The sequence below is a fragment of the Streptomyces sp. NPDC085944 genome (genome assembly GCF_040686295.1).
Taxonomy (GTDB): Bacteria; Actinomycetota; Actinomycetes; order Streptomycetales; family Streptomycetaceae; genus Streptomyces; species Streptomyces salinarius.
This window is the reverse complement of the sequence record NZ_JBFBJX010000007.1, coordinates 266,265-281,530: the sequence shown is the minus strand read 5'-3', so window position 1 is coordinate 281,530 and position 15,266 is coordinate 266,265. Positions and strand designations below refer to the sequence as shown.

Below are 15,266 nucleotides of genomic sequence, written 5' to 3'. Positions count from 1 at the left end.
GAACACATGCCGCAGGACGACCCTCGTGAAAGCGTGCACAAGCGGGCGCCTACGATGGACGGCGTGCCAAACGTGACCCGCGCCGACGCCGCAGCCGCCGTGCGCAACCCGCTCGCTTTCATCGCCGCGCGCTGGACCCCGCACCCCCGGACGGTTCAGCGGGCGGCCCTCGCGCCCCTCGTGATGTCCGTGATCATCGTCGTCACCGGCGGCGCCGTCCGGCTCACCGGCTCCGGGCTCGGCTGCCCGACCTGGCCCAAGTGCACCGACGACTCGCTCACCACCACGACCGAGATGGGCTTCCACGGCATCATCGAGTTCGGCAACCGCATGCTGACCTACGTGCTGTGCGCCGCGGTCGGCTGGGCGATCATCGCCGCGCGCTCGCAGAAGCCGTACCGGCGCAGCCTCACCCTGCTGGGGTGGGCGCAGTTCTGGGTCGTGATGAGCAACGCCGTCCTCGGTGGCGTCGTCGTGCTCGTCGGGCTCAACCCCTACACGGTCGCGGCGCACTTCGTGGCGACGACGGCGCTGCTGACCCTGGCCACGCTGATGTGGCAGCGTACCCGGGAGGGCGACGCGGCGCCGCGCCCGCTGGTCGGCACGTCCGTGCGACAGCTGGTGTGGGTGATGGTCGTCGTCTCCGCCCTGCTGGTCGTGGTCGGCACCGTGGTCACCGGCGCGGGTCCGCACGCGGGCGACTCCAGCGACGTTCCGCGCATGCCGGTCGACTGGGAGACGATCACCAAGGCACACGCCGTCCTGGCGTGGATCGTGGTGACGCTGACGTTCGCCCTGTGGTTCGTGCTGAAGGCCGTGGACGCGCCCAAAGGGCCGCTGGCCCGCACCCGTGACCTGTTCCTGGTGCTGCTCGCCCAGGGGACAGTGGGCTACATCCAGTACTTCACCGACCTGCCCGAGGTCCTCGTCGGCCTGCACATGTTCGGCTCGTGCGTCATGTGGATCGCCGTACTGCGGGTGCTGCTGGCGCTGCGCGAGCGGTCGTTCGAGCACTCGGATGTCCCGGTTCCCACCCCTACGGAGCCGTTCGCGGGCACCACGAGCTGAGACGGTGTGCGCCGCACGGGGCGGGGAAGACCTCGCCCAAGGCGTGATCGGGTACGTGCACGGACCATCCCCGCAGGCGGCGCACACCGCCCTTTACAACGCGCCACCGGCGTTTCGGTCACCCTGCCCGCTCAGGAGTACGACGCCACCAGCGTGTCGATGGCCGGTCCCAGGTAGCTCCGGGTCAGCTCGGCGCGGCGGGCGGTCCACTCCGCCGCGGCCGGGGGCCGCTCGCCGTTCCCGTACCGCCGCTCGGTGACGTCCTCGACGACCTCGCCGGGGGCACCCAGGGCGGGCAGCTCGGCCAGCGCCTCCCGCTTGGTGATCAGGCGGCCCTCCCGCAGTGTGACGGTGGCGCGGGCGAAGGTGACCAGGCCCAGGTCGACCCAGACGTCCTGCGACCACAGCTCCGCCCGGCGCACGTGCGGCCGCCAGAAGTCCCGCTGGTCACGGAGGACGAAGGCGTTCAGTTCCGGGTCCGGCACCGGCGGCAGCAGGTGGTCCGGCGCCTCGCCGTGCAGGATGCGGCCGAAGCTGTGCAGTTCGCGCCGGGTGACGGGGGTGACCGGCCGCTTGAACAGCCGTTCGTGGGCCCAGGTCAGATGCCGCCGGGCCGGGTCGGCGAGCGTGTCCGGCGACAGGTACGTGCAGTGCAGCAGCCCGGCCAGGGGCTCTTCACGCAGCCGGGCGTGGAGCAGTCCGAGGCGCCAGGCCGTGCGGGCCCTGGCCGGCCGGGGCAGGACCGCAATCAGGTCGAGGTCGCTGCGGCCCTCCTGGTAGTCCCCCGCGCCCAGCGAGCCGTGCGCCCAGACGGCCACGGGGTCGAGGGGCGCGAGGCCGGTGAGGAAGCGGTCGAGCAGGGCGTCGGTCGGCATGCGCCCCAGTCTCGCGCATCACTTCGGTGTGTACAGCCGTTCCTCCAGCCCGTACACCCGGCCCGCGTTCCCCGACGCGATCATCGCGGCCACCCGCTGCGCGTCCGCGAGCGCCCACGCCCCCTCGGCCACCCAGGCGCCCAGCACCCTGCCCAGGGCCTCGCGGAACAGGCGGGCGGCGACCACGTGGAGTTCGGGCAGTCCCTGAGCGCCGCTGGAGAAGAGGATCTTGCCGAAGGGGGCCAGTTCGAGGATCTCGGCGAGGACCGTCGCCGCGCGGGCGCCGGTGCGCACCAGGACGGCGCCGGAGTCGGCGTAGACGTGCGGGAAGACGCCGGCCAGATGGGCGGCGTGGCGGTGGTAGGGGTAGCCGTGCAGCAGGACCAGGTCGGTGCCGAGACCCGCGGTGGCCCGCACGAAGTCGGTGAGCAGGACCGGGTCGGTGCGGTCGATGCGCAGGCCCGGCTCGCCGAGGCCCGCGTGCAGCTGGAGCGGCAGGCCCGAGGCGACGGCGATCCACAGCAGGTGGCGCAGCAGCACCGGGTCGCTCAGTTCCCCGCCGACCTCGCGCCCGGTGAGCCAGCGGGCGGCGGCCCCGCGCACCTCGCCCGCGCCGGGCGGCTCCGGGGCCAGGGCGAGACCGTGCCGGACGCCCGCGACGGAGGTGAAGGCGACCGCGTCCGCGGCTGCGCCGTGCACGGCCTCGGCGAGGTTGGCGAGGAAGGACTCGACGGTGCCGGAGGTGTCGGCGACCTGCTCGGCGAGGAGTTCCAGGCGGACGATCTCGCGGGTGTCGGCGTCCGCGGCGGAGGCCATCTCGGTGGGGCCGGTGAGGTCGCCGGGCAGTCCGGCGTCGACCAGGTAGGTGGTGATGCCGCTGCCGCGCAGCAGCCGCCGGTCGGCCTCCATGACGCCCAGTTCGCGGCGCCGGGCCAGGTAGCGGGCGGGCGGGCAGTGCGGTTCCAGGCCGAGCAGGGGCGGGCACCAGCGGCGTACCGCGAAGCCGGTCTGGGTGTCGAAGAGGGTGGTGCCCGGGGCCGGCGGGCCCTCGGTGCGGGCCAGCTGGGCCTCGAAGGTGCCGAGGCCCAGCTCCGTTCGCAGGACGCCGTGGCAGTACTGGTCCACCAGGGACGGCGTTTCGATCATCCGGGCTCCCCGTGCTGGGACCGTTCGCCTTTGCGGCTTCCTACGGTCCTAACGGGTGACCCCGGCCTCAGGTGTTGCTCGGGCCTCCGACCTGGATGCCCGCCATGCGCGACCACTCGTAGCGGCCCGTGGTGACCTTGGCCGCGAACTCGCCGTCGAAGTCCTCGTGGACGGTGATCCCGGACTTCTCCACCGCCTTGCGCGCCCGCTCGTGGGTGCGTGCGACCAGGTCGCCCCAGGCTCCGTCCGCACCGACGAGGACGATCCGGGCGCCGCGCTCGCCGAGGTGGGCCACCTGGGCCTCGGCACCGCCGTGGGCCTTGGCGAAGGCCTCGATCCGCCCGGCCGTCCGGGTCACCTCGAACGCGTCCCACCGGTCGGCCCAGCCGCCCTTCGCGCCGGCCTGCTCCGTGTCCACCTGCTCCGTGTCTGCCATGACCAGGATGCTACCGACGGGTAGATCAAACGGCGACGGGCGGGGTGCGTGGCCTTGGCCACGCACCCCGCCCGTCGCGGCGGGTTCTCAGCGCAGGAAGGGGTCCACCGCGATCGCGAGGAACAGCACCGACACGTAGGTGATGGACCAGTGGAAGAGCCGCATCTCCTTGAGCTTGGCGCCCGTGACCTCGGCCTTGGCGCGGTTCTGCAGCCCGTGCGCCTCCCACAGCCACATGCCGCCGGCCGCCACGGCGACCGCCGTGTAGAACCAGCCGGTGTAGCCGAGCGGCGTCAGCAGCAGCGACACGGCGACCATCACCCAGCTGTAGAGGACGATCTGCCGGGCCACGACCTTGTTGGACGCGATCACCGGGAGCATCGGCACGCCGACGCGCGCGTAGTCCTCCTTGACCTTCATGGACAGCGGCCAGTAGTGCGGCGGCGTCCAGAAGAACATCACCCCGAAGAGGATGATCGGCGCCCAGGACATCGAGTTGGTCACGGCGGACCAGCCGATGAGCACCGGCAGACAGCCGGCGATGCCGCCCCAGACGATGTTCTGCGAGGTGCGCCGCTTGAGGATCATCGTGTAGACGACCACGTAGAAGAGGAGCGCGCCGAGCGAGAGCCAGGCCGACAGCCAGTTGACGGTGAACCCGAACAGCAGCGTCGACACGATCGCCAGGGTGATGCCGAAGACGAGGCACTCGACCGGACTGACCATGCCGGTCACCAGCGGGCGCTGCGAGGTCCGGTCCATCAGCGCGTCGATGTCGCGGTCGATGTACATGTTCAGCGCGTTGGCGCCGCCGGCCGACAGATAGCCGCCGACGCAGGTCAGCAGCACCAGCTTCAGATTCGGAACACCTTGCTCGGCGAGGAACATCACCGGAACGGTGGTGATCAGCAGAAGCTCGATGATCCGTGGCTTGGTCAGCGCCACGAACGCCTTTGCACGGGCCCCGAACGGCCGGTGACTCGGGCTCTGGCTCGTCCCGATATCCCCCATTGCCTTGAGGGCATGGGAGGTACCCCCACCCGCAGGACGGGATTCAACGGCCGTCACGCACACCCCTGACAGAGACATCCCAGCAAGCCTCACCGTGTGAAGTGGCGGTAAAGGCTCGCGCGTACCACGCCACTTTAGACGTTGCCCATACCTCGGCCTTCGCGGGGGTGGGCTCGTGTTGGCGCGGGCGCTCCGACGTGCGTGCGGAGAGTCGATTGAGCAGTCAGATGAGCGGCCCCGTATTCACTTGCCGAATGCGGTTTCGCCCAGTCGACAGGCGGATCGAGAAGAGTCCCGGCAGTCTGGTTTCCAGCGGAAAAACGCACGTACTTACGGGGGTAGGCTCGGCCTTGGCCGGCCGACTCACGGACGCGCCGGCAGCCGGTGCACCCGTGCACCGGCAACCGACATGTGGAGAGGAGCCCTGACTCAGGGTGAGCACCAAGCCGACCACCACAGACCTCGAGTGGACCGAACTGGACCAGCGGGCCGTGGACACCGCCCGCGTCCTGGCCGCCGATGCCGTACAGAAGGTTGGCAACGGCCATCCGGGTACGGCGATGAGCCTGGCGCCCGCCGCCTACACCCTCTTCCAGAAGGTGATGCGGCACGACCCCGCCGACGCGAACTGGGTCGGGCGCGACCGTTTCGTGCTGTCCGCGGGTCACTCGTCCCTGACCCTCTACACCCAGCTGTACCTGGCCGGCTTCGGCCTGGAGCTGGCGGACCTGGAGTCCTTCCGCACCTGGGGCTCCAAGACCCCCGGCCACCCGGAGTACGGCCACACCACCGGTGTGGAGACCACGACCGGCCCGCTGGGCCAGGGTGTCGCCAACGCGGTGGGCATGGCGATGGCCGCCCGCTACGAGCGCGGCCTGTTCGACCCGGAGGCGGCCGAGGGCGAGTCCCCGTTCGACCACTTCGTCTACTGCATCGCCGGTGACGGCTGCCTGCAGGAGGGCATCTCCGCCGAGGCGTCCTCGCTGGCCGGCCACCAGAAGCTCGGCAACCTGGTGCTTTTGTGGGACGACAACCACATCTCCATCGAGGGCGACACCGAGACCGCCGTCTCCGAGGACACCTGCAAGCGGTACGAGGCCTACGGCTGGCACGTGCAGCGCGTCGCCCCGAAGCCGGACGGCGACCTGGACCCGAACGCGATCTACGACGCGATCGAGGCGGCGAAGAAGGTCACCGACCGGCCGTCCTTCATCGCCATGCGCTCGATCATCGCCTGGCCGGCCCCGCACGCCCAGAACACCGAGGCCGCGCACGGCTCGGCGCTCGGCGACGACGAGGTCGCGGCCACCAAGCGGGTCCTGGGCTTCGACCCGGAGAAGTCCTTCGAGGTCTCCGACGAGGTCATCGCGCACACCCGCAAGGCCCTGGACAAGGGGCAGGCGGCCCGCGCGGTGTGGGAGAAGTCCTTCCAGCAGTGGCGGGACAACAACCCGGAGCGCGCCGCCGAGTACGACCGCGTGGCCAAGGGTGAGCTGCCGAAGGGCTGGGAGGAGAAGATCCCGGTCTTCGAGGCGGGCAAGAGCCTGGCGACCCGTGCCGCGTCCGGCAAGGTGCTCCAGGCGCTCGGCGCGGTGGTCCCGGAGCTGTGGGGCGGCTCGGCCGACCTCGCGGGCTCGAACAACACGACGATCGACAAGACGTCGTCCTTCCTCCCGGCGGGCAACCCGCTGCCGGAGGCGGACCCGTACGGCCGCACCGTCCACTTCGGCATCCGCGAGCACGCGATGGCCGCGGAGATGAACGGCATCACGCTCCACGGCAACACCCGCGTCTACGGCGGAACGTTCCTGGTCTTCTCCGACTACATGCGCAACGCGGTACGGCTGTCCGCGCTGATGCACCTGCCGGTGACGTACGTGTGGACGCACGACTCCATCGGTCTGGGCGAGGACGGCCCGACCCACCAGCCGGTCGAGCACCTGGCCGCGCTGCGCGCCATCCCGGGCCTGAACGTGGTCCGTCCGGCCGACGCCAACGAGACGGCGATCGCCTGGCGCGAGATCCAGCGCCGCTGGACGAAGGAGTTCGGCAAGGGCCAGCCGCACGGTCTGGCGCTCACCCGCCAGGGCGTGCCGACGTACGAGCCCGACGACGACGCGGCCAGGGGCGGCTACGTGCTGTTCGAGGCCGAGGGCGGCGAACCGCAGGTGGTCCTGATCGCCACCGGCTCCGAGGTGCACGTGGCCGTGGAGGCGCGTGAGGCGCTCCAGGCCGACGGTGTGCCGACCCGTGTGGTGTCCATGCCGTGCGTGGAGTGGTTCGAGCAGCAGGACCAGGGGTACCGGGACAGCGTCCTGCCCCCGTCCGTGAAGGCCCGGGTCGCGGTCGAGGCCGGGGTCGGACTGACCTGGCACAAGTACGTGGGGGACGCCGGCCGCATCGTCTCCCTGGAGCACTTCGGTGCGTCGGCGGACGCCAAGGTGCTCTTCGAGGAGTACGGCTTCACCGCCGAGAACGTGGCATCCGCGGCGCGGGAATCCCTCGCCGCCGCACAGCGCTGACGCTCACATACGACACGTAGTAGGAGATGCAATTCCATGACAGACGCACTCAAGCGCCTCTCCGACGAAGGCGTGGCGATCTGGCTGGACGACCTGTCGCGCAAGCGGATCACGTCCGGCAACCTCGCCGAGCTGATGGACCAGCAGCACGTCGTGGGCGTCACCACCAACCCGTCGATCTTCCAGAAGGCGATCTCGCAGGGCGACGGCTACGACACGCAGCTCACCGACCTCGCCGCCCGCGAGGTCACGGTCGAAGAGGCCATCCGCATGATCACCACGGCGGACGTCCGGGACGCCGCCGACATCCTGCGCCCGGTGTTCGACAACACCGGCGGCAAGGACGGCCGGGTCTCCATCGAGGTCGACCCGCGTCTCGCCCACAACACCCGGGCGACGGTCGCCGAGGCCAAGCAGCTGGCCTGGCTGGTGGACCGGCCCAACACGCTGATCAAGATCCCGGCCACCGAGGCCGGCATCCCGGCGATCGCCGAGACCATCGGCCTGGGCATCAGCGTCAACGTCACGCTGATCTTCTCGCTGGAGCGCTACCGCAAGGTCATGGACGCCTTCCTGACCGGCCTGGAGAAGGCCAAGGAGCGCGGCCTGGACCTGTCCCGAATCCACTCGGTGGCGTCCTTCTTCGTGTCCCGCGTGGACACCGAGATCGACAAGCGGATCGACGCGCTCGGCACCGACGAGGCCAAGGCCCTGCGTGGCAAGGCCGCCGTCGCCAACGCGCGCCTGGCCTACCAGGCGTACGAGGAGGTCTTCGGCACCGACCGCTGGGCCGCCCTGGAGAAGGCCGGCGCCAACAAGCAGCGTCCGCTGTGGGCGTCGACCGGTGTGAAGGACAAGGCGTACAGCGACACCATGTACGTCACCGACCTGGTCGCGCCGAACACGGTCAACACCATGCCGGAGGCGACGCTGTTCGCCACCGAGGACCACGGCGAGATCGGCGGCAACGCCGTCGCCGGGACGTACGAGCAGGCCCGCGCCGACCTCGACGCGCTCGAGAAGCTCGGGATCTCCTACGACGAGGTGGTCCAGCTCCTGGAGGACGAGGGCGTCGAGAAGTTCGAGGCGTCCTGGAACGACCTGCTGAAGTCCACGGAGGCGGAGCTCAAGCGCCTCGCTCCCTCGAAGGGCTGACAATTGTCGAGCAGCAATCCGCTGCGTGACCCCGCAGACCGACGGCTCCCGCGCATCGCGGGGCCGTCGGGTCTGGTCATTTTCGGCGTCACCGGCGATCTGTCCCGCAAGAAGCTCATGCCCGCCGTGTACGACCTCGCCAACCGGGGTCTGCTGCCGCCGGGCTTCTCGCTCGTCGGGTTCGCCCGCCGCGACTGGGAGCACGAGGACTTCGCCCAGGTCGTGCACGACGCCGTCAAGGAGCACTCCCGCACCCCGTTCCGCGAGGAGGTCTGGCAGCAGCTCATCCAGGGGATGCGCTTCGTCCAGGGCACCTTCGACGACGACGAGGCGTTCGAGCGGCTGCGCGGCACCATCGAGGAGCTGGACAAGGCACAGGGGACGGGCGGCAACTTCGCCTTCTACCTGTCGGTGCCGCCGAAGTCCTTCCCGGTGGTCATCCAGCAGCTGAAGAAGCACGGGCTGGCCGACCAGTCGAGCGGTTCCTGGCGGCGCGCGGTGATCGAGAAGCCGTTCGGCCACGACCTGAGGTCGGCCGAGGAGCTGAACGCGATCGTCCACGAGGTCTTCGCCCCGGACCAGGTCTTCCGCATCGACCACTACCTGGGCAAGGAGACCGTCCAGAACATCCTGGCGCTGCGCTTCGCCAACACGATGTTCGAGCCGATCTGGAACCGGTCCTACGTGGACCACGTGCAGATCACGATGGCCGAGGACATCGGCATCGGCGGCCGGGCCGGCTACTACGACGGCATCGGTGCCGCCCGCGACGTCATCCAGAACCACCTCCTCCAGCTGCTCGCGCTGACCGCGATGGAGGAGCCGGCCTCCTTCGACGCGGACGCGCTGGCGGCGGAGAAGACCAAGGTGCTGGGCGCGGTCCGGCTCCCCAGGGACCTGGGCCGCGACACCGTGCGCGCGCAGTACGCCTCCGGCTGGCAGGGCGGCGCCAAAGCCGTCGGCTACCTCGAAGAGGACGGCATCGACCCCAAGTCGAAGACCGACACCTACGCGGCGATCAAGGTCGGCATCGACAACCGCCGCTGGGCGGGCGTCCCCTTCTACCTGCGCACCGGCAAGCGCCTGGGCCGCCGGGTCACGGAGATCGCGGTGGTCTTCCAGCGGGCGCCGCACTCCCCCTTCGACACCACGGCCACCGAGGAACTCGGCTCGAACGCGATCGTCATCCGCGTCCAGCCCGACGAGGGCGTCACCGTCCGCTTCGGTTCCAAGGTGCCGGGCACGTCGATGGAGATCCGGGACGTGTCGATGGACTTCGCCTACGGCGAGTCCTTCACGGAGTCCAGCCCGGAGGCGTACGAGCGGCTGATCCTGGACGTGCTGCTGGGCGACGCCAACCTCTTCCCGCGCACCGAGGAGGTCGAGCTGTCCTGGAAGATCCTCGATCCGATCGAGGAGTACTGGGACGCGCACGGCACCCCGGCCCAGTATCCGGCCGGCACCTGGGGGCCCGCCGAGGCGGACGACATGCTGGAGCGAGACGGACGGAGCTGGCGCCGGCCATGAAGACAGACCTCACGGACACCACCGCCAGCAAGATCAACAAGGCGCTGGTGCTGGGCCGCCGGGCCATCGGCACCCCGGCCATCGGCATGGTGCTGACGCTGGTCATCGTCACCGACGAGGAGAACGCCTACGACGCGCTGAGGGCCGCGAGCGACGCCGCGCACGAGCACCCCTCGCGCACGCTCGTCGTCATCAAGCGCGTCTCGCGCTCCCCCCGGGACCGCACCAAGTCCCGGCTGGACGCCGAGGTCCGCCTCGGTGCGGACGCGGGCACCGGCGAGACGATCGTGCTGCGGCTGTACGGCGACGTCGTCGACCACGCCCAGTCGGTGGTCCTGCCGCTGCTGCTGCCGGACGCGCCGGTCGTGGTCTGGTGGCCGGTGAACGCGCCGCTGGACCCGGCCAGGGACCCGCTGGGCGCCCTCGCCCAGCGCCGGGTCACCGACACCTACGCCTGCGAGGAGCCGATACGGGAGCTGGTGGCCCGTGCGGAGGCCTACGCACCGGGCGACACGGACCTGTCGTGGACCCGCATCACGCCGTGGCGCTCGATGCTGGCGGCGGCCCTCGACCAGGTCGACTGCGAGGTGCAGTCGGTCGCGGTGGAGGGCGAGGAGTTCAACCCGAGCTGCGAGCTGCTGGCGATGTGGCTCGCGGACCGGCTGGACGTGCCGGTGCGGCGCACGGTGTCGAACGGGCCGGGTCTGACGGCGGTCCGGATGGACACCGACTGCGGTCCGGTCGTCCTGGACCGGGCCGACGGCACGCTGGCGAACCTCTCCATCCAGGGCCAGCCGTCCCGCGCGGTCGCGCTCAAGCGCCGTGAGACGGCCGAGCTGATCGCGGAGGAGCTGCGCCGTCTGGACCCGGACGACACGTACGCCTCGGCGCTGCGGTACGGCGTGGACCGGCTGAACGCGCCGGCCCAAGGTGACCCGGCCGGCGAGGGCGCCCTCGCGGCCGCCGCTCCCGTCGGGACGGTCGCGAAGGCTTCCGCGAAGGACGCGGCGCAGGACAAGACACCGGTGAGGAAGGCGGCGGCGAAATGAGCGACACCCCGCAGCTGGTCGTGCACCGCGACAAGGAGCTGATGGCCGAGGCCGCGGCGGCCCGCCTGATCACGAAGATCGTGGACGCGCAGGCCTCCCGGGGCAGCGCGTCCGTGGTCCTGACCGGCGGCCGCAACGGCAACGGCCTGCTCTCGGCGCTGGCCGGCTCCCCGGCCCGGGACGCGATCGACTGGGGCCGGCTCGACCTGTGGTGGGGCGACGAGCGCTTCCTGCCGGAGGGCGACCCGGAGCGCAACGTCACCCAGGCGCGCGAGGCCCTGCTGGACGCGGTGCCGCTGGACCCGAAGCGGGTGCACGCAATGGCACCGTCCGACGGCCCGCACGGCTCGGACGTGGAGGCGGCAGCGGCGGCCTACGCGCAGGAGCTGGCCACGGCCTCCGTCCCCGAGAACCACGCCGCGGTCCCGTCCTTCGACGTCCTCCTCCTGGGCGTCGGCCCGGACACCCACGTGGCGTCGCTCTTCCCGGAGCACCCGGGCGTCCGGGAGACGGAGCGCACGGTGATCGGCGTCCACGGCTCGCCCAAGCCGCCACCCGTCCGCATCTCCCTGACGCTGCCCGCGATCCGCGCCGCCCGTGAGGTGTGGCTGCTGGCGGCGGGCGAGGACAAGGCGAACGCGGTGGCGATGGCCCTGTCGGGCACGGGCGAGATCCAGGCCCCGGCAGCGGGCGCCCGGGGCCGCACCCGCACCCTGTGGCTGCTGGACGCGGCGGCGGCGTCACAACTGCCGAGGTCGCTGTACCCACCGGCGTCGGCGTAATCAGCCCGTCCGGCGCTTGAGGACGAGGCCGTTCAGGCCGAAAGCGGGGGTCTGGGGGCGGCAGCCCCCAGGGACGGGTACGGGAAGGGGCGGCGGGGGCGAAAACCTCCCCGCCGCACCCACCCCCCGGTCACTTCACGGACCCCGCCATGACCCCCTGCACGAAGTGCCGCTGGAACGCGAAGAACACCACCACCGGCACCACCAGGGACAGGAACGCCCCCGGCGCCAGCACGTCGATGTTGCTGCCGAACTGGCGGATCTGCGACTGGAGTTCCACCGTCAGCGGCTGCGACGAGCTGTCCGCGAAGAGCAGCGCGACCAGCATGTCGTTCCACACCCACAGGAACTGGAAGATGGCGAGGCTGGCGATGGCCGGCTTGCCGACCGGCAGGACCAGCCGCGTGAAGATCCGCCACTCGTTGCCGCCGTCCATGCGCGCGGCCTCCAGCATCTCCTTGGGCATCTCGGCGAAGTAGTTCCGCAGCAGGAACACCGCGAACGGCAGCCCGTAGGCGACGTGGAAGAGCACGACGCCCGGGACGGTGCCGAACAGGCCCAGCTGTCCGAAGAGTTTGGCGACCGGCAGCAGCCCGATCTGCACGGGCACCACCAGCAGCGCGACGACGACCAGGAAGATCGTCTCGCGCCCCGGGAAGTCCAGCCAGGCGAAGGCGTACCCGGCCAGCGCCCCGACGACCACGACGAGCACGGTCGTCGGCACGGAGATCAGCACCGTGTTCCAGAAGGCCCGGGTGATGCCGGAGTTGCCGAGGAGCGCCGAGTAGTTGTCCAGGGAGAGCTGTCCCGGGCTCGCCAGGGCCGTCCACCAGCCGCCCTTCGCCGTGTCCTCGGACGACCGCAGCGAGGACAGGAACAGCCCGGCCAGCGGCGTCATCCACACCAGCCCGACGAGCACGAGGAAGGCCTGGACGATCCCGTTGCCCAGATACCGCCGGACGGCGTTCATCGCTGACTCCTCATCGCTGACTCCTCTTGAAGCGGCGGACGTTGAAGACCATGGCCGGGACGACGAGCAGCAGGAGCAGCACACCCAGCGCGCTGCCGAGTCCCTGGTTGTTGCCGCCGCCGAACGACACCAGCCACATCTGCGTCGCGAGCACCGTCGCGTCTTCCTGCACGGGCCCGGGCGCGATGATGTAGACGAGGTCGAAGACCTTCATCACGTTGATCACGAGGGTGATGAAGACGACCGTGAGGACCGGTGCCAGCAACGGCACGGTGATCCGCCGGAAGATCTGCCACTCGTTGGCGCCGTCCATCCGCGCCGCCTCCAGCGCGTCGCGCGGCAGCGAGGACAGTCCGGCGCCGATCAGCACCATCGCGAACCCGGTCCAGATCCACAGGTACGCCCCGATGATGGCGGGCGTGACGAGAGCGGGTCCGAGCCAGGAGACGCCTTCGTAGGGCGGGGCGAAGTTGGAGGCGGGGAGCTTCACCGTGTAGGAGCCCGGCTCCAGCCCGTCGAAGGAGAAGGCGCCGTCGTCGCCGGTGGTCGTGGTGGCGACCGTACGGCCGTCGCGCACCGCTTCGACCGTCATCCCGGGCAGCCCGCTCTCGCGCCGGTCCACCCGGCCCTGCTCCCCTCCCCCGCCGGGCGTGAAGTCCAGGTAGACGACCCCGCGCACCTCGTCGCCGGCGGCGTCCCGTCCCGCCGCCCCGTACGCGGTCCGCGCGCCGGAGGGCAGGTCGTCGGGCGCCACGCCGACCAGGCCGAGGGCCACCGTGTCGCCCGGGGACACGCCCGCGCTCGTCCGGTAGGAGCCGTCCGCCGCCTTGACCAGGCCCCCGTCGCCCTGCCCTTCCCGTGCCCGGGCGCCCGGGTAGCTCGCCGTACCGGCGAAGGCGTCGTGCACGCCGGTCACGGCGGCGTTGAGGACGCCCTTGTCCGGGTCGTGGTCGTAGGCGAGCCGGAAGACGATGCCGGCGGCGAGGAAGGAGACCGCCATCGGCATGAAGAGGAGCAGCTTGAAGGCGGTGGCCCAGCGGACCTTCTCCACCAGGACTGCGAGGATCAGGCCGAGGCCGGTGAGCAGGGTGGGCGCGACGACGACCCAGATCGCCGTGTTGCGGATGGCCTTGAGGGTGGCCGGGTCGCGGAACATCTCGGTGTAGTTCTCGCCGCCCACGAAGCGCGTGCCGGAGGCGTCGAAGAAGCTGCGGCCGACGGAGAACAGCACGGGGTAGACGACGAGGGCGCCCAGCAGGAGCAGCGCGGGCAGGACGAAGAGCAGGGCGACGGCCGCCCGGCGCCGCCGGGGGCGCCGCAGGGGCGCCGGGCCGGGAGCGGCGGGCGGGCTCGCCTCTTTCACCAGGGTGGAGGTCATGACCGGTCGGCCCTCAGCCCTTGTAGGCCTTGGCCGCCGCGGCCTCCAGCTCGGCCGCGGTCGCCTTCGGGTCGGAGGGGTCGCGCAGGAAGTCCTGGAGGATCTTCCACTCGCCGGTGCCCTTGGTGCCGCCGAAGGCCGCGGGTGCCTGGTCGGACATGTCGAAGCGGACCGAGTTCCCGGCGCCGACGAGGGACTCGGCGGTGGCCCGGGTGACGTCGTCGCCGTAGGAGGCGGGGTCGAGGTTCCTGTTCGGGGAGAGGAAGCCGCCCGCCTCGGCCCACACGGCCGCGGCCTCCGGCGTCGCGAGGTACTCCAGGAGGGCCATGCCCGCCTTGGAGTTCTTGCCGTCCTTGAGGACGACGGCCGCGTCACCGCCGCTGACCACGGGCGCCTCGCCGCCGTCGACCGCGGGGAACGGGAAGAAGTTCGCGTCCTTGCCGATCTCCTTGCCGAACTGGTCCTTGGCGACCCCGGCGACGAAGTCGCCCTCGTAGACCATGCCGGCCTCGGGCTTCGGGCCGAACACCTTCTCCACCGAGCCCGGGAAGTCGGTGTTCAGCGCGCCCTTCCGGCCGCCCTCGACGAGCTGCTCGTCCTTGAAGAGCTTGCCGAGGGTGGTGAGCGCCTCGACCACGCTCGCGTCGGTCCACTTCAGTTCGTGGGCGGCGAGGGCGTCGTACTTCTCGGGGCCGGCCTGGGAGAGGTAGACGTTCTCGAACCAGTCGGTCAGCGTCCAGCCGTCCTGCCCGGCGACCGAGAAGGCGGCGAGCCCGGAGTCGGAGACGGTCTGCCCGGCCTTCAGCAGCTCGTCGTACGTCTTCGGCGGCTCGACCCCGGCCTGGGTGAGGGCGTCGGGGCTGTACCAGACGGTCGACTTGTGGGCCGCCTTGAAGTACAGACCGTAGAGCGTGCCGTCGACGGTCCCGTACGTCTGCCAGACGTCCGCGAAGTCGGTGTCGACGGACTTCTGGGCCGTCTTGGACAGCGGCTTCAGCCAGCCGTTGCCGGCGAACTGCTGGAGCACGCCGACCTGCGGGACCATCACGACGTCGGGGGCGTTGCCGCCCTCGATCTTGCTGCCGACGACGGTGGAGACGTTGTCGCCGGTGGAGACGAAGGAGGTCTTCGCGCCGGTCTTCTCGGTGAAGGCGTCCAGCACCTTCTGGAAGTTCTCCTGCTCGGTGCCGGACCAGACGCCGGCCACGGTGACCGACTGTCCGCTGAGCGCCTTGTCGCCACCGCCGGCGGTGACGGGTCCGGAGCCGCCGCAGGCGGTGGCGCCGAGGGCGAGGACGAGGCCGGTGCAGCCGGTGAGCAGGGTGGTGCGTCGTCGCATCATCGTGG

The 15,266-nt window shown here is 71.1% G+C and carries 13 protein-coding genes; 6 read left to right on the top strand and 7 right to left on the bottom strand.

Features of this window, described 5'->3' with window-relative positions; genetic code table 11:
• Positions 1-6: 6 nt before the first annotated feature.
• Complete coding sequence (locus AB0P07_RS16655; protein WP_365550940.1) at positions 7-1,068, top strand: COX15/CtaA family protein; 1,062 nt, start codon at positions 7-9, stop codon at positions 1,066-1,068.
• 131 nt (positions 1,069-1,199) lie between these two features.
• Here the strand turns inward: AB0P07_RS16655 and AB0P07_RS16650 are convergent, their stop codons facing one another.
• The 4 genes from AB0P07_RS16650 to AB0P07_RS16635 form a co-directional block, all read right to left on the bottom strand.
• Complete coding sequence (locus AB0P07_RS16650) at positions 1,200-1,943, bottom strand: nucleotidyltransferase domain-containing protein (protein WP_365550938.1); 744 nt, start codon at positions 1,941-1,943, stop codon at positions 1,200-1,202.
• Positions 1,944-1,961: 18 nt separating this feature from the next.
• Positions 1,962-3,089 (bottom strand): amidohydrolase family protein, encoded by a 1,128-nt coding sequence (locus tag AB0P07_RS16645; protein WP_365550935.1) that lies wholly within the window; start codon positions 3,087-3,089, stop codon positions 1,962-1,964.
• 67 nt (positions 3,090-3,156) lie between these two features.
• Positions 3,157-3,525 carry a hypothetical protein gene (locus tag AB0P07_RS16640; protein ID WP_365550932.1) on the bottom strand — a complete coding sequence of 123 codons (369 nt, stop codon included), beginning with the start codon at positions 3,523-3,525 and terminating at the stop codon, positions 3,157-3,159.
• A gap of 87 nt (positions 3,526-3,612) precedes the next feature.
• Positions 3,613-4,599, bottom strand: coding sequence for a heme o synthase (locus AB0P07_RS16635; protein ID WP_365551286.1), 987 nt, complete (start codon positions 4,597-4,599; stop codon positions 3,613-3,615).
• A gap of 371 nt (positions 4,600-4,970) precedes the next feature.
• On the opposite strand from AB0P07_RS16635, the gene tkt reads away from it, so the two are divergent.
• From tkt to pgl, 5 genes are read left to right on the top strand one after another with little or no spacing between them, the layout of a single operon-like run.
• Positions 4,971-7,058 (top strand): transketolase, encoded by a 2,088-nt coding sequence (gene tkt / locus AB0P07_RS16630; protein ID WP_365550929.1) that lies wholly within the window; start codon positions 4,971-4,973, stop codon positions 7,056-7,058.
• A 36-nt stretch (positions 7,059-7,094) separates the two neighbouring features.
• Complete coding sequence (gene tal / locus AB0P07_RS16625) at positions 7,095-8,213, top strand: transaldolase (protein ID WP_365550926.1); 1,119 nt, start codon at positions 7,095-7,097, stop codon at positions 8,211-8,213.
• A gap of 3 nt (positions 8,214-8,216) precedes the next feature.
• Entirely contained in the window at positions 8,217-9,740 is a 1,524-nt protein-coding gene (gene zwf, locus AB0P07_RS16620; RefSeq protein ID WP_365550923.1) for a glucose-6-phosphate dehydrogenase, read from the top strand.
• On the top strand, positions 9,737-10,789 hold the full coding sequence (gene opcA, locus AB0P07_RS16615) for a glucose-6-phosphate dehydrogenase assembly protein OpcA (protein WP_365550920.1): 1,053 nt from the start codon (positions 9,737-9,739) through the stop codon (positions 10,787-10,789). Before zwf ends, opcA begins: the two co-directional genes overlap by 4 nt.
• On the top strand, positions 10,786-11,571 hold the full coding sequence (gene pgl / locus AB0P07_RS16610) for a 6-phosphogluconolactonase (protein WP_365550917.1): 786 nt from the start codon (positions 10,786-10,788) through the stop codon (positions 11,569-11,571). The genes opcA and pgl overlap by 4 nt, the downstream gene beginning before the upstream one ends.
• 130 nt (positions 11,572-11,701) lie before the next feature.
• On the opposite strand, the gene AB0P07_RS16605 is transcribed toward pgl, so the two are convergent.
• From AB0P07_RS16605 to AB0P07_RS16595, 3 genes are read right to left on the bottom strand one after another with little or no spacing between them, the layout of a single operon-like run.
• The gene (locus AB0P07_RS16605) at positions 11,702-12,541 is read right to left on the bottom strand and encodes a carbohydrate ABC transporter permease (protein WP_365550914.1); all 840 of its coding nucleotides are present in this window, start codon (positions 12,539-12,541) and stop codon (positions 11,702-11,704) included.
• 10 nt (positions 12,542-12,551) lie between these two features.
• Positions 12,552-13,919 carry an ABC transporter permease subunit gene (locus AB0P07_RS16600; RefSeq protein WP_365550911.1) on the bottom strand — a complete coding sequence of 456 codons (1,368 nt, stop codon included), beginning with the start codon at positions 13,917-13,919 and terminating at the stop codon, positions 12,552-12,554.
• A 13-nt stretch (positions 13,920-13,932) separates the two neighbouring features.
• Complete coding sequence (locus AB0P07_RS16595) at positions 13,933-15,261, bottom strand: ABC transporter substrate-binding protein (RefSeq protein ID WP_365550908.1); 1,329 nt, start codon at positions 15,259-15,261, stop codon at positions 13,933-13,935.
• Between the last annotated feature and the right edge of the window lie 5 nt (positions 15,262-15,266).

What these genes read in the sequence shown, in the direction of transcription:
- AB0P07_RS16655 (WP_365550940.1), top strand. Translation starts at nt 7, where the DNA reads ATGCCGCAGGACGACCCTCGTGAAAGCGTGCACAAGCGGGCGCCTACG.
- AB0P07_RS16650 (WP_365550938.1), bottom strand. Translation starts at nt 1,943, where the DNA reads ATGCCGACCGACGCCCTGCTCGACCGCTTCCTCACCGGCCTCGCGCCC.
- AB0P07_RS16645 (WP_365550935.1), bottom strand. Translation starts at nt 3,089, where the DNA reads ATGATCGAAACGCCGTCCCTGGTGGACCAGTACTGCCACGGCGTCCTG.
- AB0P07_RS16640 (WP_365550932.1), bottom strand. Translation starts at nt 3,525, where the DNA reads ATGGCAGACACGGAGCAGGTGGACACGGAGCAGGCCGGCGCGAAGGGC.
- tal (WP_365550926.1), top strand. Translation starts at nt 7,095, where the DNA reads ATGACAGACGCACTCAAGCGCCTCTCCGACGAAGGCGTGGCGATCTGG.
- opcA (WP_365550920.1), top strand. Translation starts at nt 9,737, where the DNA reads ATGAAGACAGACCTCACGGACACCACCGCCAGCAAGATCAACAAGGCG.
- pgl (WP_365550917.1), top strand. Translation starts at nt 10,786, where the DNA reads ATGAGCGACACCCCGCAGCTGGTCGTGCACCGCGACAAGGAGCTGATG.
- AB0P07_RS16605 (WP_365550914.1), bottom strand. Translation starts at nt 12,541, where the DNA reads ATGAACGCCGTCCGGCGGTATCTGGGCAACGGGATCGTCCAGGCCTTC.
- AB0P07_RS16600 (WP_365550911.1), bottom strand. Translation starts at nt 13,919, where the DNA reads ATGACCTCCACCCTGGTGAAAGAGGCGAGCCCGCCCGCCGCTCCCGGC.
- AB0P07_RS16595 (WP_365550908.1), bottom strand. Translation starts at nt 15,261, where the DNA reads ATGATGCGACGACGCACCACCCTGCTCACCGGCTGCACCGGCCTCGTC.